A 22,743-nucleotide genomic window follows, 5' to 3' on the forward strand; every position below is an offset into this window, starting at 1 on the left:
ACATGGGCAAGGACTTCACTTCCGCGCTGCGGCCGGCGATCGTCATGACGATCCTGTTCGCTGCGCTCCTCGGGCTGGCCTATCCGCTGGCGATGACCGGAATCGGCCAGGCGCTGTTCCCGCATCAGGCGAACGGCAGCCTGATCGCCGACGCGCAGGGCCGGGTGATCGGCTCGGAGATCGTCGGGCAGGCGTTCGCCGCCGACCGCTATTTTCAGACGCGTCCGTCCGCCGCCGGCAAGGGCTACGATGGGCTCGCCTCGTCGGGATCGAACCTTGGGCCGGCCGCGCAGGCGCTGGTTGACCGGGTGAAGCCTGACGTCGACCGGCGCCGTCACGAGGGCATCGCCGGGCCGATCCCTGCCGACCTTGTCACCGCCAGCGGCTCGGGACTCGATCCCGACCTGTCGCCCGCCGCCGCGCTCGCGCAGGCGCCGCGGGTGGCCCGGGCCCGCGGCATCGCGTGGGAGCGCGTCCGGGCGCTGGTGGCCGAGCAAACCGAGGACTCGCTGTTCGGCGTTCCGCACGTCAACGTGCTCGCACTCAACCGCGCGCTCGACAGCCTCGCGTCCGGTAGCCCCTCGCGCTGATGCCAGACACCAACCCCGATCCGGGGGCCGGACGCCCCGATCCCGACGCGCTTCTGCGCTCCGCCGCGCAGGAGGGGCGCGGGCGGCTGAAGATCTTCCTCGGTGCCGCACCGGGCGTCGGCAAGACCTACGAAATGCTGTCCGAGGGCGCGGCACGCCGGCGCGACGGGGTGGACGTCATCGTCGGGGTGGTCGAGACCCATGGCCGCACGGAGACCGAGGCGCTGACTCGCGGCCACGAGATCGTGTCGCGCCGCGACGTGCCCTATGAGGGGCGGACGCTGCACGAGATGGACCTCGACGCTATCCTCGCCCGCGCGCCGCGACTGGTGCTGGTCGACGAACTGGCGCACACCAACGCCCCTGGCAGCCGCCACCCCAAGCGCTACCAGGACGTCGAGGAGCTGCTCGCCGCCGGCATCGACGTCTATTCGACCATCAACATCCAGCACGTCGAGAGCCTGAACGACATCGTCGCCAGTTTCACCCGCGTCCGCGTCCGCGAGACGGTGCCCGACAGCGTGTTGGAGCGGGCCGAGATCGAGGTCGTCGACATCCCGCCCGACGAGCTGATCGAGCGGTTGAGGGCGGGCAAGGTCTATCTGTCGGAGGAGGCGACCCGAGCGCTCGGGCATTTCTTCTCCAGGTCCAACCTGTCGGCATTGCGCGAGCTGGCGCTGCGCCGCGCGGCGCAGGCGGTCGATGCGCGTATGCTCGACGACGTGCGTGCGCTGGGGCTCGGCGGCACCTGGGCGGGCAGCGACCGCATCGTCGTCGCGATCAACGAACTACCGGGCGCCGAGGCGCTCGTGCGCGCCGCCAAGCGTGTCGCCGACGGCCTGCGGGGCCCGTGGACTGCGCTGTTCGTAGAGACGCCCCGCGCCGCCCATTTCACCGACGTGCAGCACGCCCGCGTCGCGGCGGCGATGACCCTGGCGACGCAGCTCGGCGCGGCCGTTGCCACCGTGCCCGCGACCAGCGTCGTCGAGGGCATCCAGAACTTCCTCGCCGACGCCCGTGCCACGCAGCTGGTGATCGGCAAGTCGCGGCGGTCGCGCTGGTTCGAGCTGCGCCACGGCTCGGTCGTGGACTGGCTGATCCGCGCGACCCCGGGTGTCGCCATCCACGTCATGCCGGTTGGCGGAACGGGCGGTCGCGAACCGCGAGGCATCCGCCCGCCGGCACGTTGGGGAACACCCGTGGGATACGTAGCGACGGGTGGCCTCATCGCCGCGATTACCGCCGGCGGCATCGCCTTGCAGCCGGCTTTCGACCTCGGCAATCTAGCCCTCCTCTACCTGCTACCGGTGATGGTGGGGGCGAGCCTCTACGGCCTGCGCACCGGCCTGTTCGCCGGCCTGACCTCCAGCCTGGCCTACAATTTCTTCTTCCTGCCCCCGGTCGGCACACTCAGCATCAGCAACCCCGAGAACGTCGTCTCGGTGATCGTGCTGCTCGGCATCGCGTTCGCGACGAGCCAGTTGACGGCGCGCGTGCGGGCGCAGGCGGATCTGGCGACGGCGAGCGCGCGGACCAACGCCACGCTCGCCGGGTTCCTGCGCCAGATCGCGAGCGTCAACGATCCCGACGTCGCCGCGCAGATGATCTGCGACGATGTCCGCCGCCTGCTCGATGTGCAGGTTGTGCTGCTGGGTTCGCCCGGCGGCACCGAGCTGGACGTGCTCGCCGCGAGCGATCCGGGTTACCGGTTGGACACGATGGACAATGCCGCGGCGCGGTGGGCGTTCGACAACGGCGTGCCGACCGGCATGGGCTCGGGAACGCTCGCCGCATCGGGATGGCTTTTCCAGCCGCTAAGGGCGGGTGATCGCGTCGTTGCCGTGCTGGGCGTTGCGAACGAGGCGGGCGGCCAACCAGTCCGCGCCGACCAGCAGCCGCTGCTCAGCAGTCTGATCGACCAGTCGGCGCTCGTCATGGAGCGGCTGCGGCTCCAGACCGAGATGCGCGACGTCGACGTCGTCCGCACCCGCGACCGGCTGCGCGCGGCGCTGCTCTCCTCGGTCAGCCATGATCTGCGCACGCCGCTGACCGCGGTGATCGGTGCCGCCGGCGAGCTCGACCATGGCTGCACGCCCGAGCTGATCGGTACCATCCAGGCCGAGGCCGCGAGGCTCAACCGGTTCGTATCCAACCTCCTCGACATGGCCCGCGTCGAGGCGGGCGCGATCAAGCTCGCCGTCGAGCCGATCGACCTGAGCGACGCGGTGACGAGCGCCGCGCATGATGCCCGTCGCGCGCTGGAGGGCCATCCCATCCGGCTCGACGTTCCACCCGATCTTCCGCTGGTCCGCGTCGATCCGCAGCTCCTCCATCACTGCCTCCTCAACCTTCTCGACAATGCCGGCCGCTATGGCGACCCTGGCACCGAGATCGTCATCGAGGGCAGCAACCGCTACGGTGAGGTTCGCCTCGCCGTGCTCGACCATGGCCCCGGGCTGCCGAATGGGAGCGAAGCCGAGGTGTTCGAGACGTTCACGCGCCTGGAAGGCTCCGATCGCGCGATCGGGGGTACCGGTCTTGGCCTCGCGATCGTAAAGGCGTTTGCTGAGGCGATGGGCATGACCGTCGAGGCCGAGAACCGAGAGGATGGTGCTGCCTTCACCCTCGCCTTTCCGTCGGCACTGATTGTCCGCGAGCCTGCGCCGGAAAGGCTGACCTGAATGCCCGCCAAGATCCTCGTCGTCGACGACGATGCCGCGATCCGTCGTCTGCTCCGCAATACGCTTGTCCGCGCGAGCTACACCGTGGTCGAGGCAGCGGACGCCAAGGGCGCATTGCGTCAGGCTGCCGCCGAACAACCCAGCGCGATCCTTCTCGATCTCGGGCTTCCGGATCGTGACGGCCTCAGCATCATACCGCTCCTGCGCTCCCACAGCGATGCGGCTATCCTCGTCGTGTCAGCCCGCGAGGCGGTGGACGACAAGGTGGCGGCGCTCGACCTTGGCGCCGAAGACTTCGTCACCAAGCCCTTCGACACGGACGAGCTCCTTGCGCGCCTTCGTGTCGCGTTGCGCCTTCATCAAATGCTGGGAGCGCCGCCCAGGATTGTCCGCCGAGGCGACCTGACGATCGATCTCGACCTCCGGACCGTTTCGCGGAACGAGCAGGAGGTGCATCTCACGCGTAAGGAGCACGATGTGCTGGAGGTCCTTGCCCGGCACATTGGCAGGATCGTCACTCATGAGAAGCTGCTCTCCGCGTGCTGGGGCGGCGAGGAGGAGCCGCGCGTCGAGTATCTTCGGATCGTCATTCGCAATCTGCGACAGAAATTGGAAGCGCCAGCGCTGGTAGGAACTGTGATCGCTAACGAACTTGGTGTCGGTTATCGGCTAAGGACGGAGAGCTAAACTCGGCGATCCGGACCTTTCGCTCGGTACCGGCGGCGAATTGCTGTTTCAGGTCGTCCAGCGTCCCGGCGATATGCTGCAACAGCAGCGCTTCGAGCGTGACCGCGTCGCGCGCCATCCACGCATCGAGCAGTCCGCGATGTTCCAGATGCGCGCGCGATTCGCGTCCCGCGGGCTGAAGGTGCGCGACGACATAGCGTTCGGCGAGGATCGACAGCCGCTCGACGAGCTGCGTCGTCAGCAGCCGGCCGCCGGGCCGGACGAGTGCGGTGTGGAAATCGCGGTTGCGCACTGCCACCTCGGCGAGGTTGGAGCCGGCGGCGCTGTCGAGCCGTTCGAACGCCTCCGCCGTCTGCGCGCGCGCCGCGCCGTCGGCGACCAGCGCGGCATGCGCCGCCGCGGCGGGTTCGATGGTCAGGCGCAGCGCGTAGATCTCGTCGACCTGCTCGGCCGACATCGGCTGGACGAAATAGCCGCGGTTGGCGTGGCTGACGAGCAGCCCTTCCTGTTCCAGCCGGGCGAGCGCTTCGCGCAGCGGAATCTTGCTGACCCCCAGTTGCGCGGCGAGCGCGTCCTGGCGGATCGGCGTATCGGTGGCGAGGCGCCCGATGACGATCTGTTCGCGCACGATCTCGAAGACCCGCTCCGACAGGGTACGCACGACGATGCTGGTCATGGCCGGCTCTCCACAGGCGAACGGCACGCGCGACGACGGTTCGCCGACGCCTGCTTCACTGGACCTGGAAGCCATTCCAGAAGGAATCGGCCCGATCAATGCATATCGTGTTGAATCCGGTGGCGATCGCCGACCCTTCGATCGACGGGACGATCGCCGGCTGGCCGCCGAGCGTCGTCGCCGCCTTGGCCCGGCCGATGAAGCGACCGCCGATATAGCGTTCGTGGACGAAGCGGTCGCCGACGCGGCGATCGAGCGGGGCGGCTATACGATCCCGCCTGGGACGACGCCGACGGTGGTGACGCTGCGGCGGCGCGTCAGATCGGCAGCTGCGTCGTCGCCTTGACCTCCTCGAGCACCGCGTATGTCCGCGTCTCGCGGATGCCGGGCAGGTCGACCAGCGTCGACCCCAGGAACACGCGATACGCCGCCATGTCGGCGACGCGCACTTTGAGGAGGTAGTCGAACCCGCCCGCGACCATATGGCATTCGAGCACCTCGGGCAGCCGCTCGACATGCGCGGCGAAGGCGGCGAAGACGTCGTCGGACGTCCGGTCGAGCAGCACCTCGACGAAGATCATCAGCGCGCGGCCGAGCTTGGCGGGGTCGAGCAGCGTGGTATAGCCGGTGATGACGCCGCTGGCGCGCAGCCTTTTCACCCGGTCGAAACAGGCGGCGGGCGACAGGCCGCATTGCGCGGCGAGCGCCTGGTTGGTGATCCGGCCATCGGCCTGCAACGCGCGCAGCAATCGGGCGTCCATCGCGTCCATGCGAACATCCTTCGGCTTTGGGGCGCTTGCCGGATAATCCTTCGGTCACGTCTGCGCAAACGCAAAGCACCTCCGTCGCGAAGCGCGATATAGACGAACGATCGCCCCTTACCGGAACATCCTTCATGCTTCGCACCTTCGACTGGGACCGCCTCGACACCGCCAAATATCAGGACGAGGCCGAATCGGTCGGCGCGCTGCTGCGCGCGGTGCCCTTGTCGGATGCCGAACGCGAAGCGGTGTCGGCGCAGGCGGTGACGCTGGTGCAGGCCGCCCGCACCTCCACGAAGAAACAGGGCGTGGTCGAGAGCTTCCTGCAGGAATATTCGCTCGGCACCAAGGAGGGCCTCGCGCTGATGTGTCTCGCCGAGGCGATGCTGCGCACGCCCGATGCCGAGACGCGCGACCGGCTGATCGCGGAAAAGATCGGCGCCGCCGACTGGGGCAGCCACCTCGGCGGGTCGGACAGCCTGTTCGTCAACGCCTCGACCTGGGGGCTGATGCTGACCGGCAAGCTGATCGACGTCGATGCCGAGGCGAAGACGGATCTGGGCGGCTGGTTCAGGCGGCTGACCGCGCGATTGGGCGAACCCGTCATCCGCCAGGCGGTCGGCGCCGCGGTCAAGATGATGGGCGAACAGTTCGTCCTCGGCCGCACGATCGAGGGCGGGCTGGAGCGCGCGCGCAAGGAGGGCTATCTCTGCTCGTTCGACATGCTCGGCGAGGGCGCGCGCACCGCGGCGGACGCCGCGCGCTACGAGTCGATCTATGCCAATGCGATCGAAGCGGTCGGCGCGGCGCGCGCGCCCGGCCTCAGCCCGGAGGACGGCCACGGCGTCTCGGTCAAATTGTCCGCGCTCTGCCCGCGCTACGAGGCGGTGCAGGAAGCGCGCGTCTGGGAGGAATTGTACCCGCGCGTGAAGCGCCTCGCGCTGATCGCCGCGCGCCACAATCTCAACTTCGCGATCGACGCGGAGGAGGCCGACCGGCTGGTGATCTCGCTGCGCCTCGTCGACCGGCTGGCGCGAGAGGAGGAATTGGGCGACTGGACCGGCCTCGGCGTCGTCGTGCAGGCGTATCAGAAGCGGGGCCTCGCGGTGATCGAGGGACTGGCGGCACTCGCCCGCAGCACCGGGCGGCGAATCATGGTCCGCCTCGTCAAGGGCGCCTATTGGGACAGCGAGATCAAGCGCGCGCAGGTCGCCGGCCGGCCCGATTATCCCGTCTTCACCACCAAGCCCGCGACCGATTTGTCCTATCTCGTCTGCGCCGCGGCGCTGATCGAAGCCAGCCCGGCGCTCTATCCGCAATTCGCGACGCACAATGCGCACACGCTCGCCGCGGTCAGCCTGATGGCGACGCGCCGCGGCGTGCGGATCGAGCACCAGCGGCTGCACGGCATGGGCGAGGCGCTGTACAAGGCGGCGGGCGGCAATCTCAGCTTGCGTGCCTACGCCCCCGTCGGCGGCCATGAGGAGTTGCTCCCCTATCTCGTCCGTCGCCTGCTCGAGAATGGCGCCAACACCAGCTTCGTCCATGCGCTGCTCGACGAGCGCGTGCCGGCCGAGCTCGTGGTCAGCGATCCCGTCGACACCGTTCGCGCGCAGCCCGATCGCCACCCGCGCATCCCGACCCCCGCCGACCTGTACGGCGCCACCCGCGCCAATCCGCCGGGGCGCGACTACAGCCGCGACAGCGAACGCGCCGCCGCGGCGCGCACGGCGCAGGTCGGTGCGGCGGACACGATCGCCGCAGGCCCGATCGTCGGCGGGCAACTGCTCGCCGGCACCGGGCCGCAGCCGGTGCACAGCCCGGTCGATCGCAGCCGGCTGATCGGCACCGTCGCCGAAGCGACACCCGCCGACATCGACCGCGCCGCCACCCTCGCCCGCGCCGCGCAGCCGCGCTGGGACGCGGCGGGCGGCGTCGCGCGCGGCCGGGTGCTGCGCGCGATGGGCGACGCGCTGGAGGGCGCGATGGACCCGCTGATCGCCTTGCTGTCGCGCGAGGCGGGCAAGACGCTCAACGACGGCGTCGCCGAGGTGCGCGAGGCAGTCGATTTCTGCCGCTATTACGCGCATCTCGCCGAAACGCAGTTCAACGGGCTGCAACCGCTGCCCGGCCCGGTCGGCGAGACCAACCATCTCGAGCTGCGCGGGCGCGGCACGTTCGTCTGCATCTCCCCATGGAATTTCCCGCTGGCGATCTTCACGGGTCAGATCGCCGCGGCGCTGGCGGCGGGCAATGCGGTGCTGGCGAAGCCCGCCGAACAGACGCCGCTCGTCGCCGCCGAGGCGGTGCGGCTGTTCCACGCCGCCGGCCTCGACCCCGATCTGCTCGCGCTGCTGCCCGGCGACGGCGCGACCGTCGGTGCGGCGCTGGTCGCGCATCCGGGGATCGCGGGCGTCGCCTTTACCGGCGGCACCGACACCGCGTGGGGCATCAACCGCAGCCTCGCCGAACGCCGCGGGCCGATCCTGCCGTTCATCGCCGAGACCGGTGGCCTCAACGCGATGTTCGTCGACACGACCGCGCTCAAGGAACAGGTGGTCGACGACGTTATCGTCTCGGCGATCGGGTCTGCGGGGCAGCGCTGTTCGGCGCTGCGGCTGCTGTTCGTTCCCGAGGAATCCGCGGACGAGCTGATCGCGACGCTGACCGGTGCGCTCGACACGCTGGTCATCGGCGATCCCGCCGATGCCGCGACCGACGTCGGCCCGGTGATCGACGCCGACGCGCTGGCGATGCTGGAGGCGCATCGTGCGCGGCTGGAGCGCGAGGCGATGGTCCTCGCACGCCGCGATCCGGGGGTGTGGAGCGACCGCGGGTATTTCTTCGGCCCCGTCATCGCCGAGGTGCCGCGTGCCGACTTCCTCGCGCAGGAGGTGTTCGGCCCGATCCTCCACATCTACCGCTACAAGGCAGATGAGCTGGAGGGGATCGCGCGGCAGCTTGCCGACACCGGCTATGGCCTGACGCTCGGCATCCACAGCCGGATCGAGGGGTTCGCCAACCGGGTGCGCGCGCTGGTCCCCGCGGGCAATGTGTACGTCAACCGTTCGATCATCGGCGCGGTGGTCGGCGTGCAGCCGTTCGGGGGTGAGGGGCTGTCGGGCACCGGGCCGAAGGCGGGCGGGCCGCATGCGCTGCTCCGCTATTCAGTCGAGCGCGCGGTCTCGGTCAACATCACCGCGCAAGGGGGCGATCCGGCGCTGTTGAATATCTGAGGCTGTATTACGGTACGTGAGGAGGTGAGTCTCACCGTGCTTCGACAAGCTCAGCATGACCGGTCGGGGGGTGGGTCGCGCGTGGCTCTGGGACAGCGTCAGCTACCGATCCGAACGGGGCGATCCGGCGCTGTTGAATATCAGACGGCAGGCCAAGCCGGGCGCGAACGATCGGCTTGGTTCCGGCCCCTTCGTCCCCCCGTTCGTACTGAGCTCATCGAAGTACGATGAGACTCACCCTGCTTCGACAAGCTCGGCATGACCGGATGGAGGGGGTGGATCGGATGCTCGCCCGCCGCTTCTCGCACGAGGCGCTGCTCGCGCCGCTCGCCAAGGCACGCGATCCGCTCGACGGCCTGCACGCCAATACGCAGGTGCCCAAGGTCGTGGGCTTCCAGCGCGTCGCCGAAGTGACCGGCGATGCCGCCGCCTTCTACTGGCGGACGGTGACGCGCACCCGTTCGTTCGCGACCGGAATGCGGCGGCAGACAGGGATACGCTCTGTTTAACCTTTCCCCGGTACAGCGGCGGCCATGTCAGCTTTCCGCACGGTTCCTGTCGCGAATCCCACCGATCGGGTGACGCCCGGGCGCGACGACAGCGTGCTGGCCGGCGCGATCCGGGCGTGCCGGCGGCACCTGACCTTCGCGGCGGCGTTTTCGGGGCTGGTCAACGTCCTGTACCTCGCGCCCTCGCTCTTCATGCTGCAGGTCTACGACCGCGTCGTGCCGACCCGCGGCGGCGCGACGTTGTTGCTGCTGACGCTGATCCTCGTCGTCGCGCTGATCGTCTTCGCGATCCTCGATGCGGTGCGCATGCGGCTGCTGCTGCGCGCGAGCATGCGGCTGGAGCGGCAGGCGGCGCCCGGCATCCTGCTCCGCATCCTCGGCACCGACAATGCGAGCGCCGCGCAGCGCGGGCAGGCGATGCGTGATTTCGACACGATCCGCGGCACGCTGACCGGGCCGACGATCATCGCGCTGTTCGATGCGCCCTGGGCGCCGATCTACATCCTCATCGCCTTCCTGCTGCATCCGTGGATCGGCGTGCTGGCGCTGGTCAGCGCGCTGCTGCTCGGCGGTATCGCGATCCTCAGCGACCGCGTCACCGCGACCGCGGCGCGCGATACGCAGGCGCGGGCGATGCTGGCGACGCGCGAACAGGACGTGTCGATCCACGGGTCCGAAGTCGCGCGCGTGCTCGGCATGCGCAACGCGCTCATCACCCGCCACCTGCTCGAACGCGCCGAGCTGGTGCGACGGCAGGCGGCGCTCGCGGGCACCTCTGGCCAGTTCCTCGCGGTGACCAAATTCCTGCGGCTGCTGCTCCAGTCGCTCGCCCTTGCATTGGGCGCATGGCTGGCGATCCGGCAGGACATATCGGGCGGGGCGATCTTCGCCGCGTCGCTGCTGCTCGGCCGCGCATTGCAGCCGGTCGAGCAGATCCTCGGCGCGATGAAGCCGCTCGCCGCCGCGCGCAATGCCTGGCGCGACCTTGACGCCTTCTGCCGCCTGCCCGGCCCCGGCGCGAGCACCACCGCGCTGCCCGCGCCGGTCGGCCGGATCGACGTGCGCGACGTCTCGGTCCTCGCCGGCGAGGGCGAACGCGCGCTGCTGTCCGACATCAGCTTCTCCGTCGCGCCGGGCGAGATCGTCGCGCTGGTCGGCCCGAGCGGCGCGGGCAAATCGACGCTGCTGCGCGTCCTGTCCGGCGCGGTGATGCCCGACAGCGGCGAGGTGAGGATCGACGGCGCCAGCCTGACCGACTGGAACCGCGAACAACTGGGCCGGCACATCGGCTATATGCCGCAGACGCCGTCGCTGTTCCCGACCACGGTGCACACCAACATCTCGCGCTTCCAGGCGGTGCTGGCGGGTGAGAGCGAGGGCCTCGACGCCGCGGTCGTCACCGCGGCACAGGCGGCCGGCGCGCATGAGGTGATCCTGGGCCTGCGCCACGGCTATGCGACGATGCTGTCGACGGCGGAGGGCGGCGGGTTGTCGGCGGGGCAGAACCAGTCGGTCGCGCTCGCCCGCGCGCTGTTCGGCGAACCGACGATCCTGTTCCTCGACGAACCCAATGCCCACCTCGACAGCGAGGGCGAGGCGCGGCTGGTCGCGACGCTGGCGGCGCTGCGCCAGCGCGGCGCGACGGTGGTCGTCTCGACGCACCGCACCGGATTGTTGCAGGCGGTCGACAAGATCATGGTGCTGCGCGGCGGCACGATCCAGATCTACGACGAGCGCGCCAAGGTGATCCGCACCGCCGGCCCCGCGCCCGTCGCCGCGGGAGGCCAACGATGAACGCGCCGGTCGCTTTGTCCAACGACCCGCGCCGGCAGATCGCCGAGCGGCTGCGCCTCGACGATTCGCCGCGCCATGCGATCCTGATCGGCGGGGTCGTCGCCTTCCTGTTCTTCGTCGTCGGGCTCGGCTGGGCGGCGTTCGCGCGGCTCGACGCGGCGGCGGCTGGCGAAGGCCAGGTCGTCGTCGCCGGCAACCGCCAGACCGTCCAGCATCGCGAAGGCGGCATCGTCGCCGCGCTGGCGGTGCGCGACGGCGCACACGTCAAGGCGGGCGACGTGCTCTTCCGGCTCGAGGGCGCGGAGGTCACCGCCGGCGAACGCGCGCTCGCCGCGAGCGTCATCGACCTGCAGGCGCAGCGCGCGCGGCTGGAGGCGGACGTGCGCGGCGGTGCGATCCTATGGCCCGCGGACTTCGCCACCGCGACCGGCGACGACCGCCGGCTGGTCGATCGCGCGAAGACGCTGCAGGTCGCGCAGCGCTCTGCGCGCGCCGCCGCGCTCGCCGCCAACGGCGCGGTGCTGCAGCAGCAGGCGGCGAGCGTCGCGCAACAGACCAACGGTTTCAACGCGCAGGCGCAGGCGACCGCTCGCCAGCGTGCCTCGCTCCGCCAACAGCTCGAAAGCACCCGCGCGCTCGCCGATCAGGGCTATGTCTCGCGCAACACGGTGCGCGCGATCGAACGGTCGATCCAGCAACTGGACGGCGCCGATGCCGACTATGTCTCGCGCTCCGCTGCCGCGCGCGAACAGATCGGCCAGACGCGGGCCGAGGCGGTGCAGAACCGCCGCAAATACGTCGAGGACAGCGCCGCGCTGCTCCGCGACACGCAGTTCCAGCTCAACGAGATGCTGCCGAAATGGACCGCGGCGCGCGACCAGCTGGCGCGCACGATCATCCGCGCGCCGGTAACCGGCACCGTCGTCGGCCTGCGCGTCTTCTCGGTCGGCGGGGTGATCCAGCCGGGGCAGCCGATCCTCGATATCGTCCCCGACGCCGCGCCGCTGGTGGTGCGCGCCAATTTCGCGCCCGGCGATATCGACGGCGTGTTCGCGGGCCGCGAGGCGGAGGTAAAGTTCCTGTCGCTGCACGAACGCGACCTGCCGATCCTGACCGGCACCGTGCGCACCGTCTCCGCCGATGCGCTGCGCGACGAGGCCTCCGGCCACAGCTATTTCAGCGCCGAGATCGCGGTGCCGCGCGACCAGATCGCGCGGATCGAGGCGGTGCGCGGCGGCGACACCGGCATCCGCGCCGGCGTGCCGGTCAGCGTGCTGGTCAAGCTGCGCTCGCGCACCGCTCTGGGTTATCTCCTCGATCCGTTGACCGAGGCTTTTTCACGGTCGCTCCATGAACGCTAGAACCCGCCACACCCTCCTCGCCGCCTCCGCGCTCGCCGCCCTGCCGGTGCAGGCGCAGGAGAGCGACCCGCCGCCGATCTATATCGAGGCGCGGCCCGGCGTCCCCGAGACGCTGGGACAGGCGATCGCCGACGCCTATCGCTCCAACCCGCAGCTGGAGGGGCAGCGGGCGCAATTGCGCGCGCTCGACGAACAGATCGTCCAGGCCGCCTCGCCTTACCGGCTCAACGCCAACCTCGATCTGGCGCTGCAATATCGTTCGCAGGAACAGCGCGGGTTGCTCGGAGAATTCGACACGCTGCGCAGCCGGACGATGGGCGCCAGCGTCACCGTGTCGCAGATCCTGCTCAACGGCGGGCGCACCGCGGCGCAGGTCTCCGCCGCCGAAGCCAGCGTGCTGGCCGGGCGCGAGCGGCTGCGCGAGGCGGAGAACAGCATCCTCTACGAGGTGGTCGACGCGTACGTGTCGGTGCGCCGTGACCAGGCGCTGGTCGCGATCCAGCAGCGCTCGCTCGCCTCCTACGGCCGCCAGCTGACGCAGGCGATCGCGCGCGAGCGGGGCGGCGACCTGACCCGCACCGATATCGCGCAGGCGCGGGCGCAACGCGAGATCGTCCGCGCGCAGGCGGCGCAGGCGGCGGCCAATCTGCAGGCGAGCCGTGCGCGCTTCGCCACCGTCGTGGGGCGCAATCCCGGCAATCTCGCGCTGCCGCCGACGCTGCCCGGCCTGCCCGCCTCGCTCGACGCCGCTTTCGCGATCGTCGAACAGGAAAGCCCCAGCCTGTGGCAGGCGATCATGGCGACCAAGGCGGGCGACGCGCGCATCGCCGCGCAGCGTGCCGAACGCGCGCCGATCGTCGCGCTGTCGGGCAGCTACGGCTATGCCAGCCCCTATTCCTACCAGCTGCGCGACGCCGGGCCGCAGGTCACCGGCGGCGTCACCGTGCGTGTGCCGCTGCTGAGCGGCGGCGTGATCGGATCGCGCATCCGCGCCGCGGTCGCCGAACGCCAGCAACTGGGCTTCGAGGTCGAGACCGCGCGGCGCGCCGCGCTCGCCGAGGCGCAGAACGCCTGGAACCAGGCGGTCGCCGCGGATTCGCAGATGGATTCGGGGCGAGAGGCGACCGAGGCCGCCGAGGCGGCGCTGACCGGCGTCCAGCGCGGCTTCGCGGAAGGCTTCCGGTCGAATTTCGAGGTGCTCGATTCGGAGCAGCGGTTGCTCACCGCGCAGGTGGTGTTCGTCAACGCGACCTATGCCGCTTATGCGGCGCAGGCCCGGCTGTTGGCGACGCTGGGACGGTTGCAGGCGGCGGCGATCGACCGCGACGTGCCGGCCTACGATCCGGCGCGCAACACGCGGCGGGTGAAGGCGCAGACCTTCGGACCGTTCGACCCCATCCTCGCGCCCATCGACCGCGCGCAGGTGCCGAGCGGCCGGGCGCGGCCGGCGCCGGTGCTGGCGCCCGCGGTCGATGCGCGCGTGCGGCCGGCGGTAGTGCAGACGTTGCCGGGGCCGATGGGCGGCGCGTTGCCGATCGTGCCGGTGCTGCGCGGGCCGGTGGCGACGGATCTGAGCGATACGGTGGTGACCGGCGGGTCCTGACGCCATTGGGAGGTTCGAACGTCACACCCCTCCTCCGTCATGCCGGACTTGTTCCGGCATCCACCGTTCCGCAAGCTTAGACGTCTGGTTTCGCGGACGGGTGGACCCCGGAACAAGTCCGGGGTGACGGATCGCTTTTGGCTCCCCCGCAGCCATCGCCTACCGCGCGATCAGCGACCCGTATAGCTCCCGATACGACCCGATGATCGCATCGTGGTCGTAGTCGCGCAGCACCCGCGCGCGCATCGTCTCACCCATCGCGGCGCGGCGTTCGGGATCGCCGGCGATCGCCAGGATCCCCGCCGCGGTCGCCGCCGGATTGACCAGCGGCGTGACGATCCCGCCATGGCCGACATCGTCACCGCCGCGCCCCTCGATCATCTCGCGGCAGCTGCCGACGTCGGGCGCGACGACGGGGATGCCGCAGGCGCCGCCCTCCAGGATCACCAGCGGCTGCGCCTCCGACAGGCTGGTGAGGACCAGCAGGTCGATCCGCGCCATCCAGTCCTCGATCCTCACCCGCCCGGCGAAGGCGAACACCGCGCCGAGATCGAGGTCCGCGACCAGCCGCGCGCATTCGGCGGCATATTCGGGGTCCTCGTCCTCCGGCCCCAGCACGACGAAGCGGATGTCGGGGCGTGCGGCATGGACGATCGCGGCGGCGCGGATGAAGGTCTTGACGTCCTTGATCGGCACCACCCGGCCGAGCAGCGCGACGAGCGGCTGCGCCGGGTCGCGCGCATCGGGCAAGGCGGCGAAGCGGCGCGCGTCGATGCCGTTGGGGATGACGCGCACCCGCTCCGCCGCGGCGCCGAGCCGGCGCTGGACGAGCGTATTCTCGCCATACAGCGCGACGATCGGGTCGCAGGCGGCGTAGCACGCCTCGGCATAGCTGGTGAACGCACGCACCCACAGGTCGCGCAGGTCGCGGACGCTGCGCTCCAGCTCGAGGCCGGTATCGACTTGGTCGCCGATCCAGTCGGCCATCATCACCTCGATCTGCCGTTCGAGCAGGTAGATGCCATGTTCGGTGATGAACGCCGGCCGCCCCGTCGCCCGTGCCGCGCGCGCGGCGAGCAGCCCGGCGAACCCGGTCGAAATGGTGTGATACGCCCGCGCGCGCGGCAGCGGCGCGGTCAGCACCGCGAGCAGGCCGCCGAGCAGCACGCGCATCGCCCAGAAATAATGGTGGAACGACGCCTTGGGCAGGATCGCCTGATAATGACGGCGCAGCCGCGCGAACACCGCCGGATGCGCCAGGATATCGCCGGTCACGACCGATGCGCGCATCCCGCCGATCAGGTCGATCAACGCCGCCAGCCGCCCGACGTCGCCGGTCGCGACGAAGGCGACGAGCGCATCGGCGATCGGCACCGCGATCCTCTCGGGGATGGCGCGCGGCATGCACGCTTCGGGCGCGAGCGCGATCTCGGTGACCATGACGACATTGGGCGGCGGCGTCAGGCGGAACGGCAGCGATTCGCCGCTCGGCTTGATCGCCGCGATCGCGAAGCGGATGTCGGGCAGATGCGTGACGAGATCCTGCAACCAGCCGGACACGCCGCCGATCACGTACGGATAGGCGCCCTCGACGATCAGGCAGACGTCGGCGTCGTAACCGTCATCCGCGCTCACGCCGTCGCTTCCGATCGCCACCAGCGGGCCACATCGTCTGGAGCATCCTCCGCCGCGGCCAGCCGGTCGATCGTGGCATAATCGCCCGCCGCCCATGCCGCCTCGACCTGCAGGGCGATACCCTCAGGGGCGAGCGCCACCGCGTCTTCGCGCAGATGCCCGCGCTGCGAATCGGACAGCAGCACGTCGGCGCGCGCGTGGTCGGCGAGCAGCGCCGCCAGCGTCGCGGTGGCGGCCGGGCCGGCGCTTTCCCCGCTGCGCGCGAGGGCGAGGTTCTGCGCGACGCGCGCGGAGGCGGCGGCGGCGAGCGCACGGATCGTCTGGTCGCCGTCGGTCAGCGCCTGCGCGATCAGCGGCGACAGCGACGGCTCGAACGAGCGCACCACCGTCTCCAGCGCCCGCCGCCGCGCGACGATGTCGCCATGGCGCAGGATGGTGACGAGCGACCCCAGCGTCTCCGGCGCGGCATGATGGATACGCCCGTCGAGCATCCGTGCGACCGATGGCCCCGCGCCGCTCGACGTACGGGACGGCGTGGCGGGATCGAACGCTGCGTGGCTGGCCGCAGGCCGCGACCGGCGATCGAACGGGCGTCCGACCAACAGCCCCACCGGCCCCAGCACGCCGCCGATCGCCGCGGCAAAGCCCTTGTCCTCGGCCGTATGCAGCCAGATCGCGTAACCCGCGCCGCTCGCCAGCGCATGCCCCGCCAGCCCCCAGCCCGCGGCGCCCGCCATCGCCGCCAGCGCCACCGCGGCGAGATCGAGCACCGCCAGCGCCACCAGCCGCACCGTCACGCGACCAGCCCCGCCGGCCGATGCAGCGTGCGCGGCGCGTCGGCGAGCAGCGGCGTCAGCCACGTCGCGATCTCGGTCAGCTCGGCGACGCGGCCGGCGTTGAGCGCCGCGAACGGCAGCGCATGGAGGACGAGGCAACCGGCAAGCCTGCCCGCGCCATCGATCAGCGGCACCGCGGCGACCCCGACGCCGTCCAGCGACGCGCGGTCGCTGCGCCGCGCGACGTGGACGATGCCGCGGCGGCGGATCAGCCGCTCCATCAGCATTACCGGCAGGACGTCGCGCCGCCCGCTCGACTGCGACGAGCGCAGCCACGCCCGCGCCTCGTCGCCGGCGACGCGGTAGCAGGTGAAATCCTCGCTGCGGGCGGCGAGCGCGATCAGCCGCACGATCGCTTCGCGCCGCTCGCCCGGCGCCGCGGACGACAGGTGCGTCGCGGTGGCGATGACATGGCCCAGCGTCCCCGCCTCGGTCGCGATCTGCACCTGCAACCGGCGGTTGGTGCGCGACAGCGCGTCGAACGCCTCGCTCAGCCGCGCGACGTTGCGCGTCGCGACGCGGCCGCGCCGTTCCAGCCGCGCCTGCCGCCCGGTGCGCACGATCGTCACCTCGCCGATCACCACCGCGCTGACGAACCACAGCAGAGGCAGCAGCGACAGATGGAACAGATGGTCGAGATAGTCGCGCTCGCCGGCATGATGATGCCCCGCGAGCACCCACAAGGCCGAGGCGATCGCGGCCGCGATCACCCCCGGCGCGGTACCATAGGCGAGCGCAGCGACGAGCACCGGCAGCCAATAGGGGTTGGGCTGGACGCGTTCGAACCCGAACCCGCCGATCAGGAACCAGTCGAGCGCGGCGAGCCCGCCGAAGCCGACCGCCATCTCGACCGCGATGCGCAGCGGTCGCCGCCAGCGTGCAGGGGTAGCGGGAGTCATGGCGCATCCCCCAGGCTGCGGGTCAGCGCGGCGCGCGCGAACAGCTGCCGCCCGGAGAAGCCGGCGCGCGCGATCGAGGTGATGCCGCCGCTGGCCTCGACGCGCCAGCCGATGCCGATCGGCGCGGCGAGGCCCAGGCTCGCGGTCGGGCCATCGCCGCCGAGGCGATCGACCGTCCAGCCGGCGAGCGCGGTCCATTGTACCGCGCCGGTCGGCAGGCTGGCGAAGCCCTGCAACGTATGGTTCTCGCGGCTGGCCAGCGGGATCACCGGCACGCCATCGGCGCGGCGCAGCATCCGCTGCACATATTCCGCCTCGTAGCGATAGGTGAGGCCGAGCGCGGGGAACTGGCGGCGGATGAGGTAATCGGCGCCCGCGCTGGCGACGATCGTGTCGCTCGCGCCGCCATCGCCGGCGAGGCCGTAGCGCTGCACGCCGCCATCGGCCTGCACGACGACGCCGGGGGTCAGGCGATAAGTGACGCCGATCAGCGCACGTGACAGATAGCCGCCCGCCAGCACCTGCGCCGGGGTCGAATAATCGGGCATGTGCGCGGTCAGCGTCGCGCGGAATTGCGCGTCGGCCGATCCCGCGACCAGCCGCGCGCCGCCGCCGGTCACCGCATCGTCGAGCGCGGCGGAGGCAAGCAACTGTACGCGCACCGTTTCGGCGAGCCGGGCGGTGACCGAGGCATCGACCACGCTCGCACCCGCGCTGCGTGCGCCGACGACCTTGCTGGCGATATGGCGCAGCCCGCCGCCGACCGCGATCCGGTCGTCCACCGCGGCATCGATCCGCGCGCCGAACTCGGCCTGCGCCATGTCGCTGCCGTCGCGTGCGACGACGCCGAGGCTCGCGGTGCCCGGCGCCGCGGCGATGGCGCGCCGTGCCGAGCGGTCCCGCGCATCGAGCGCGCGATAGCCCCGCGCCGCACCGCGCACGTCGCCATCGGCGGCCTGCGTATCGGCGACCAGCCGCGCGACGCGGCGGTCGTCTGGGTAGCGCCGCCGCAACGCCAGCGCCCCGCGCCGCGCCCGCCCAGGATAGCCCGCCGCCGCATCCGCCTCGATCCCCGCGATCGCGGCTTCGTCGACGCCAGCGGTCACCGGTGCAGCGACGACGGGCGGCGGTGCGAAGGCGACCGTGACCGTCACCCCCGACTGCCGCCAGCGCATGTCCCTGCCCGGCGCGGCGCGCAGGACGAGGCTGTCGTCGTTCCAGCGCAGATCGCCGATCGCCTCTCCCGCCGCATCGCGAAACGCGTCGATCGCATCGGCAGGCAGCGGCCGGTCGGCGCGGACGACGAGTTCCCCCTCCCCCGCCTCGACGCGCAACCGCGTGCCCGCCGGCCAGACGAGCCGCGCGGACGGCAAAGCGACCTGCGCATCGGCGAACACCGCCGCCGGGACGGCCAGGCGCGGCGGCGCATCGGCGAGGAGGAGCAGCGCGGCGATCATCGCGCCAGCACCGCTTGCGCCGCGCCCGGCTTGCCCTGCGCGATCAGCAGCCGCGCGTGGAGCGCGGCGAGCGAGCGGTCCTGCGGCGCCTCGGCACGCAATTGCTCCACCAACGCCACCGCCTCGCCGCGCTGCCCCAGCCGTTCCAACAGCTCGACCTGCGTCCGCCCATCGTCGGTCGTCGCCAGCGCACGCTCGAGCCACGGCCGCGCCGCCCGCGCGCCGCCGGTGCGCGCCTGCGCGTCCGCCATCAGCCGCAGCGCACCGGGGTCGCGCGGATGCGCGGCGAGATACGGCTGCAGCCCGCGCACCGTACCCGCCGCATCGCCGCCGTTCCACGCCGCCCAGGCGAGATCGAGCGCATCGCGCGGCTTCGCGACGCCGCCGGCGATCCGCCGCTTCGCGATCGCCGCCGCCTGCGCGGGATCGCGATCCGCCGGCACCACCGCCGACAGCCGCCGCAGCTGAGCACCATCCAGCGGCCGGCCATCGAGCAGTCCCGCCACCGCCGCGCGTGCACCCGCATCGTCGCCGCTCGCGCGCGCCAGCGATGCGCGCAGCAGCAACACGTCGGTGCGTCCGCCCAGCGGATGCGCGGCCAGCGTCGCCAGCGCCTCGCGCGGCCGCGCGCGGTCGGCATAGACGGTCAGCCACGCGAGCTGCTCCGCCGCGCTGCCCCGCCCCGCCTGCTCGCGCAGCCAGGCCAGGTCCGCCGCCCCCGGTCGTGGCCCGATCAGGTACAGCAACCGCCGCGCCGCCGGCGTTGACGGCGACCCGCCCGCCGCGGCACGGCGCAGCACCGCCGCCGCATCGTCGCGATAGCCCGCCGCCAGCAGCTGCTCGGCGATCCCCTCGCGCGCCGCCCCCGGTGCCTCGGCGCGCGCCAACAACAGCCGGCGCAACCCGGCCTTGTCCCCGGCGCGGGTCAGGATCGCCTCGCGCGCCGCGTCGCGCTGGTCGGCAGGCAGCCGCGCCGCCGCGCGCAGGCCCGCCGCGCTATCGCCGTTGCGTGCCGCGACGCGGATCGCCAGCCATGGATCGGCGGCGCGCCAGTCCGCCCGCGTCGCCCGGTCGAGCGCCACGATCCAGTCGCCCCGCCCTGCTTTGTCGGCACGCCGCGCGAGATCGAGCGCCAGCGCACCATCGGGCGGCGGGATCGCGCCGCTCGCCGCCGCGGCGATCACCAGATCGGGCTGGTCGATCGCATAGGCCGCGGCGATCAGATCGGCCGGCGGCACCGCACCCTTGGCTTTGACCGCCGCCGCGACCAGCGCCGCAGCCTCCGCATGACGGCCCGCCTTGTGCAGCAGGTCGATACGCAACCGCCACGTCGCCGGCGCCGACCCGTCGGGCCGCGCCGCCAGATAGGCGAGCGCCACCGCCGGCCTCCGCCGCGCGACGAGATCGTAGGCGACCTGCGCGGTCGACACCTTCTGCCCCTCGCCGATCAGCCGCGCGGTCAGCGCCGCCAGATCGGCGGCATCGGCGGTCGGGATCAGCACCGCGAGCGACGGCGGTGCCGGTGGCAGCGGGCGCGGCGGCGACGGTACGGGCGTCGGCGCGGGGGTCGCGACCGGCGGCAGCGACGAGACCGCCGTCGCGGCCGGCTCGGGCAGCGCGCGCCGCTCCGCCTGATCGACCTCCAGCCGGCCGGGCAGCAGCAGCGCCGCGGCGACCAGCAGGCCGACGCCGGTCACCACCGGCACCACCACCGCGAGCCGCCCGGGTCGGACGCCCGCCATCATCGCGCCGGCTCCGCGATCAGCCGGTCGAGCGCCAGCGTCGCGACATAGGGGCGGAACCCCGCCGCCCGCTCACGCGCGTACAGCGCGGCGATCCGCTTGGGTTCGTCGGGGTTCCAGTAATCGAGCGTCGCCATCACCAGCGCCGGGTTGCGCGCCTGCGCCGCGCGCAGCCGCTCCGCCTGCCACTGCCAGTCGGCGTCGCTCACCATCTCATACGTGCCGGCCGCGAAATTCCAGCGCGACGCCATCGCCTCGGCCAGCAGATAGTCGATCTGCGGCGCGACCGCGGGCAGCACCGCATAGCCGCGGTTGAGCATGATCCCGATCCGGGGAAAGCGTGCGCGCAGTTCGCCGATCAGCGTCGCCGCGGCGGCGACCATGCCCTTGTTACCGATCGGATCGCGCGCCTCCATCGCCTCGACGCTATCGATCGTATCGATGAAGATCCCGTCATAGCCGAGCGTCAGCACCTCGGGCACCATCCGCTCCAGCACGATTCGCCGCGCCTGCGGATGGCGCAGGTCGAACATGCGCGCGTCGGGCCAGTTCGGATTGGCCGGCCCCAGCGCGCCCGCCGCATCCAGCTCGGCGAAATACGGCCGGCTGCGCTCGACCTCGCCCAGGCTGACATAGCCGAGCAGCCGACTGCCGGGCCCGCGCAGCGGCGCGATGGGCCTTGCATGATGCGGCTCCAGCACCAGCAGCCGGAACGTGCGCGCCAGCGCCGGATCGGTCGCCGCGCCGTAATCGACACCCCAGCGCCAGCCGTCGTCCCTGCCGCCGCCGGCTCGTTCCGCGCTCGCACCCGGTATCGCGCGCAACCCCAGCGCCAGCCCCGCCGCGCCGAGCGCGAGCATTCGCCGCCGCGCCATCACAGCAACCGCCCCCCATGGCCGACCACCGAAGGGTTGTTGCCGACGAACAGCAGATAGGTGAGGTTGACCGTCGCCTCCGCGACCAGCGCCAGCCCGACCGACGCGCCGACGACCGCGCCGGCCATATAGCCCCAGCCGAAGGCGGCGAACCCCGCATCCCATTGCGCCAGCGTCGCGATGCCGCTGCCGATCGCGAACAGCGCCCAGGTCAGCAGGATGCGCCCGAACAGATCGTAGTAGGCGAGCACCACCGTCGCCGCGATCGCGATCAGGTGGAACACCGCACCCAGCGACGTCTGCCGGAACGCGAAGATCGCACGCGTATCCGCACCGATCAGGTCGAGCAGCGGCACTGCCAGCACCCAGGCGAGCGCCGCGACCAGCGCCTGCACCAGCACCAGCAGCCGCAGCGCGTCGAGCAGCGTGCGGGTGACTCCGCTGCGCGCCTCCTCGATCCGCTCGAGCGTCGACGTGCCGGTGCAGCGCGCGATCAGGTCGCCGAACGCGCGGTCGAACCGCGTCTCGCCGACGATCAGGATCAGCGTCAGCCCCGGCACCATCGTCAGCAGCCCCAGGAAGCTGCCCGAATCGTTGATCGGGTTGAGCCGCAGCCGGCCGATCGCCGCGACGCTGTCCGGCCCGAACCACAGCAGCCATTTGTCGATCCAGATCGCCGCGACCGCGGCGACGCCGGCGGCGGCGACGATCTGTGCCAGACGCGGCGCGATCGCATCGGGCGCGGGTAGCGCGGGCACCGCGACGAAATGGCGGCGGATCGCGCGGACGATCACCGCCAGCGTCAGCCCGACGCTGACCGCGATCACCGCCAGCACCAGCGTCACGCCCGGCCGCGGCAGCAGCGCCAGCACGCCGCCGCCCGCGACGATGCCGAGCAGATAGGCGAGCGGCACCGCGCGATAGCGGCGCAATGCGGTCAGCAGCGGCGCGGCGATCCACACCTGCGTCAGCCACGCGAGCGTCAGCGTCGCGAACGCCGCCTGTCCCGGCGGCAGCGCGGCGAGCACGCCGAACACGAACGCCCCGAGGCCCAGCGCGATCACCCCGCCCGCCGCCAGCGCCGCCAGCATGATGCCGTTCACCCCCGCCGCGTCGCGCGCGAAGATGCGATCTGCCGCCATCCGCGTCGCGAGTATACCGATCGGCGCCGCCGCCAGCGCCGACAGGCTGAACGCATAGACCAGCACCGTCTGGACGACGCGTTCGCCCGCCCCCTCCAGATGCCGCGCCGTCCACGCCTGCAGACATACCATGGCGATCGCGGTCATCAGCCAGGGCCCGGCGCTGATGAGCGCACCGAAGGCGGCGGCCCCGGCGATCCCGCCGACGCCCCCCTCCCGTGCGGTCTTCGCGAGCTGGAACCCTATGCCGGCCATATCG

The 22,743-nt window shown here is 71.8% G+C and carries 17 protein-coding genes and 1 pseudogene; 8 read left to right on the forward strand and 10 right to left on the reverse strand.

All coding sequences use genetic code 11. The features are described from left to right. Positions 1–2: 2 nt before the first annotated feature. From kdpC to M9979_RS03475, 3 genes are read left to right on the forward strand one after another with little or no spacing between them, the layout of a single operon-like run. Positions 3–590 (forward strand): potassium-transporting ATPase subunit KdpC, encoded by a 588-nt coding sequence (gene kdpC / locus M9979_RS03465; protein WP_254287939.1) that lies wholly within the window; start codon positions 3–5, stop codon positions 588–590. Then, the gene (locus M9979_RS03470) at positions 590–3,271 is read left to right on the forward strand and encodes a sensor histidine kinase (protein ID WP_254287940.1); all 2,682 of its coding nucleotides are present in this window, start codon (positions 590–592) and stop codon (positions 3,269–3,271) included. Before kdpC ends, M9979_RS03470 begins: the two co-directional genes overlap by 1 nt. Continuing rightward, complete coding sequence (locus M9979_RS03475) at positions 3,272–3,958, forward strand: response regulator transcription factor (RefSeq protein WP_254287941.1); 687 nt, start codon at positions 3,272–3,274, stop codon at positions 3,956–3,958. Here the strand turns inward: M9979_RS03475 and M9979_RS03480 are convergent. The 3 genes and pseudogenes from M9979_RS03480 to M9979_RS03490 all read right to left on the reverse strand — a co-directional run bounded on the left by M9979_RS03480 (position 3,915) and on the right by M9979_RS03490 (position 5,404). Further along, positions 3,915–4,634 carry a GntR family transcriptional regulator gene (locus tag M9979_RS03480; RefSeq protein ID WP_254287942.1) on the reverse strand — a complete coding sequence of 240 codons (720 nt, stop codon included), beginning with the start codon at positions 4,632–4,634 and terminating at the stop codon, positions 3,915–3,917. The genes M9979_RS03475 and M9979_RS03480 overlap by 44 nt on opposite strands. Before the next feature lie 55 nt (positions 4,635–4,689). Continuing rightward, positions 4,690–4,878: pseudogene (locus M9979_RS03485) on the reverse strand (proline racemase family protein); the annotation flags it as partial. A 73-nt stretch (positions 4,879–4,951) separates the two neighbouring features. After that, positions 4,952–5,404, reverse strand: a complete 453-nt coding sequence (locus M9979_RS03490; protein WP_254287943.1) for an Lrp/AsnC ligand binding domain-containing protein — start codon at positions 5,402–5,404, stop codon at positions 4,952–4,954. A gap of 125 nt (positions 5,405–5,529) precedes the next feature. Between M9979_RS03490 and putA the strand changes: the two genes are divergently transcribed. The 5 genes from putA (at position 5,530) to M9979_RS03515 (ending at position 13,898) form a co-directional block, all read left to right on the forward strand. Further along, positions 5,530–8,631: a bifunctional proline dehydrogenase/L-glutamate gamma-semialdehyde dehydrogenase PutA gene (gene putA, locus M9979_RS03495; protein ID WP_254287944.1), complete on the forward strand. Its 3,102-nt coding sequence runs from the start codon at positions 5,530–5,532 to the stop codon at positions 8,629–8,631. A gap of 227 nt (positions 8,632–8,858) precedes the next feature. Continuing rightward, positions 8,859–9,140 carry a beta-L-arabinofuranosidase domain-containing protein gene (locus M9979_RS03500; RefSeq protein WP_254287945.1) on the forward strand — a complete coding sequence of 94 codons (282 nt, stop codon included), beginning with the start codon at positions 8,859–8,861 and terminating at the stop codon, positions 9,138–9,140. A gap of 24 nt (positions 9,141–9,164) precedes the next feature. Then, positions 9,165–10,934, forward strand: coding sequence for a type I secretion system permease/ATPase (locus tag M9979_RS03505; RefSeq protein ID WP_254287946.1), 1,770 nt, complete (start codon positions 9,165–9,167; stop codon positions 10,932–10,934). Then, entirely contained in the window at positions 10,931–12,295 is a 1,365-nt protein-coding gene (locus tag M9979_RS03510) for an HlyD family type I secretion periplasmic adaptor subunit (protein ID WP_254287947.1), read from the forward strand. Before M9979_RS03505 ends, M9979_RS03510 begins: the two co-directional genes overlap by 4 nt. After that, positions 12,285–13,898 (forward strand): TolC family outer membrane protein, encoded by a 1,614-nt coding sequence (locus M9979_RS03515; protein ID WP_254287948.1) that lies wholly within the window; start codon positions 12,285–12,287, stop codon positions 13,896–13,898. Before M9979_RS03510 ends, M9979_RS03515 begins: the two co-directional genes overlap by 11 nt. Positions 13,899–14,057: 159 nt before the next feature. Here the strand turns inward: M9979_RS03515 and pelF are convergent, their stop codons facing one another. Genes pelF through pelG form a run of 7 tightly spaced genes read right to left on the reverse strand, consistent with a single transcriptional unit; the run spans position 14,058 to position 22,739 of the window. Beyond that, the gene (gene pelF, locus M9979_RS03520; RefSeq protein WP_254287949.1) at positions 14,058–15,533 is read right to left on the reverse strand and encodes a GT4 family glycosyltransferase PelF; all 1,476 of its coding nucleotides are present in this window, start codon (positions 15,531–15,533) and stop codon (positions 14,058–14,060) included. Further along, entirely contained in the window at positions 15,530–16,330 is an 801-nt protein-coding gene (locus M9979_RS03525; protein ID WP_254287950.1) for a hypothetical protein, read from the reverse strand. The genes pelF and M9979_RS03525 overlap by 4 nt, the downstream gene beginning before the upstream one ends. Next, on the reverse strand, positions 16,327–17,268 hold the full coding sequence (locus M9979_RS03530) for a hypothetical protein (RefSeq protein ID WP_254287951.1): 942 nt from the start codon (positions 17,266–17,268) through the stop codon (positions 16,327–16,329). Before M9979_RS03530 ends, M9979_RS03525 begins: the two co-directional genes overlap by 4 nt. Then, positions 17,265–18,725, reverse strand: a complete 1,461-nt coding sequence (locus M9979_RS03535) for a hypothetical protein (protein WP_254287952.1) — start codon at positions 18,723–18,725, stop codon at positions 17,265–17,267. Before M9979_RS03535 ends, M9979_RS03530 begins: the two co-directional genes overlap by 4 nt. Next, a complete protein-coding gene (locus M9979_RS03540) occupies positions 18,722–20,470 on the reverse strand; it encodes a hypothetical protein (RefSeq protein ID WP_254287953.1) in 1,749 nt (582 codons plus the stop codon). The genes M9979_RS03535 and M9979_RS03540 overlap by 4 nt, the downstream gene beginning before the upstream one ends. Further along, positions 20,467–21,342 carry a glycoside hydrolase family 191 protein gene (locus tag M9979_RS03545; protein WP_254287954.1) on the reverse strand — a complete coding sequence of 292 codons (876 nt, stop codon included), beginning with the start codon at positions 21,340–21,342 and terminating at the stop codon, positions 20,467–20,469. The genes M9979_RS03540 and M9979_RS03545 overlap by 4 nt, the downstream gene beginning before the upstream one ends. Next, positions 21,342–22,739, reverse strand: a complete 1,398-nt coding sequence (pelG, locus tag M9979_RS03550; RefSeq protein ID WP_254287955.1) for an exopolysaccharide Pel transporter PelG — start codon at positions 22,737–22,739, stop codon at positions 21,342–21,344. The genes M9979_RS03545 and pelG overlap by 1 nt, the downstream gene beginning before the upstream one ends. Between the last annotated feature and the right edge of the window lie 4 nt (positions 22,740–22,743).

Origin of the sequence: Sphingomonas liriopis (assembly GCF_024211255.1) — a bacterium.
Classification (GTDB): domain Bacteria; phylum Pseudomonadota; class Alphaproteobacteria; order Sphingomonadales; family Sphingomonadaceae; genus Sphingomonas; species Sphingomonas liriopis.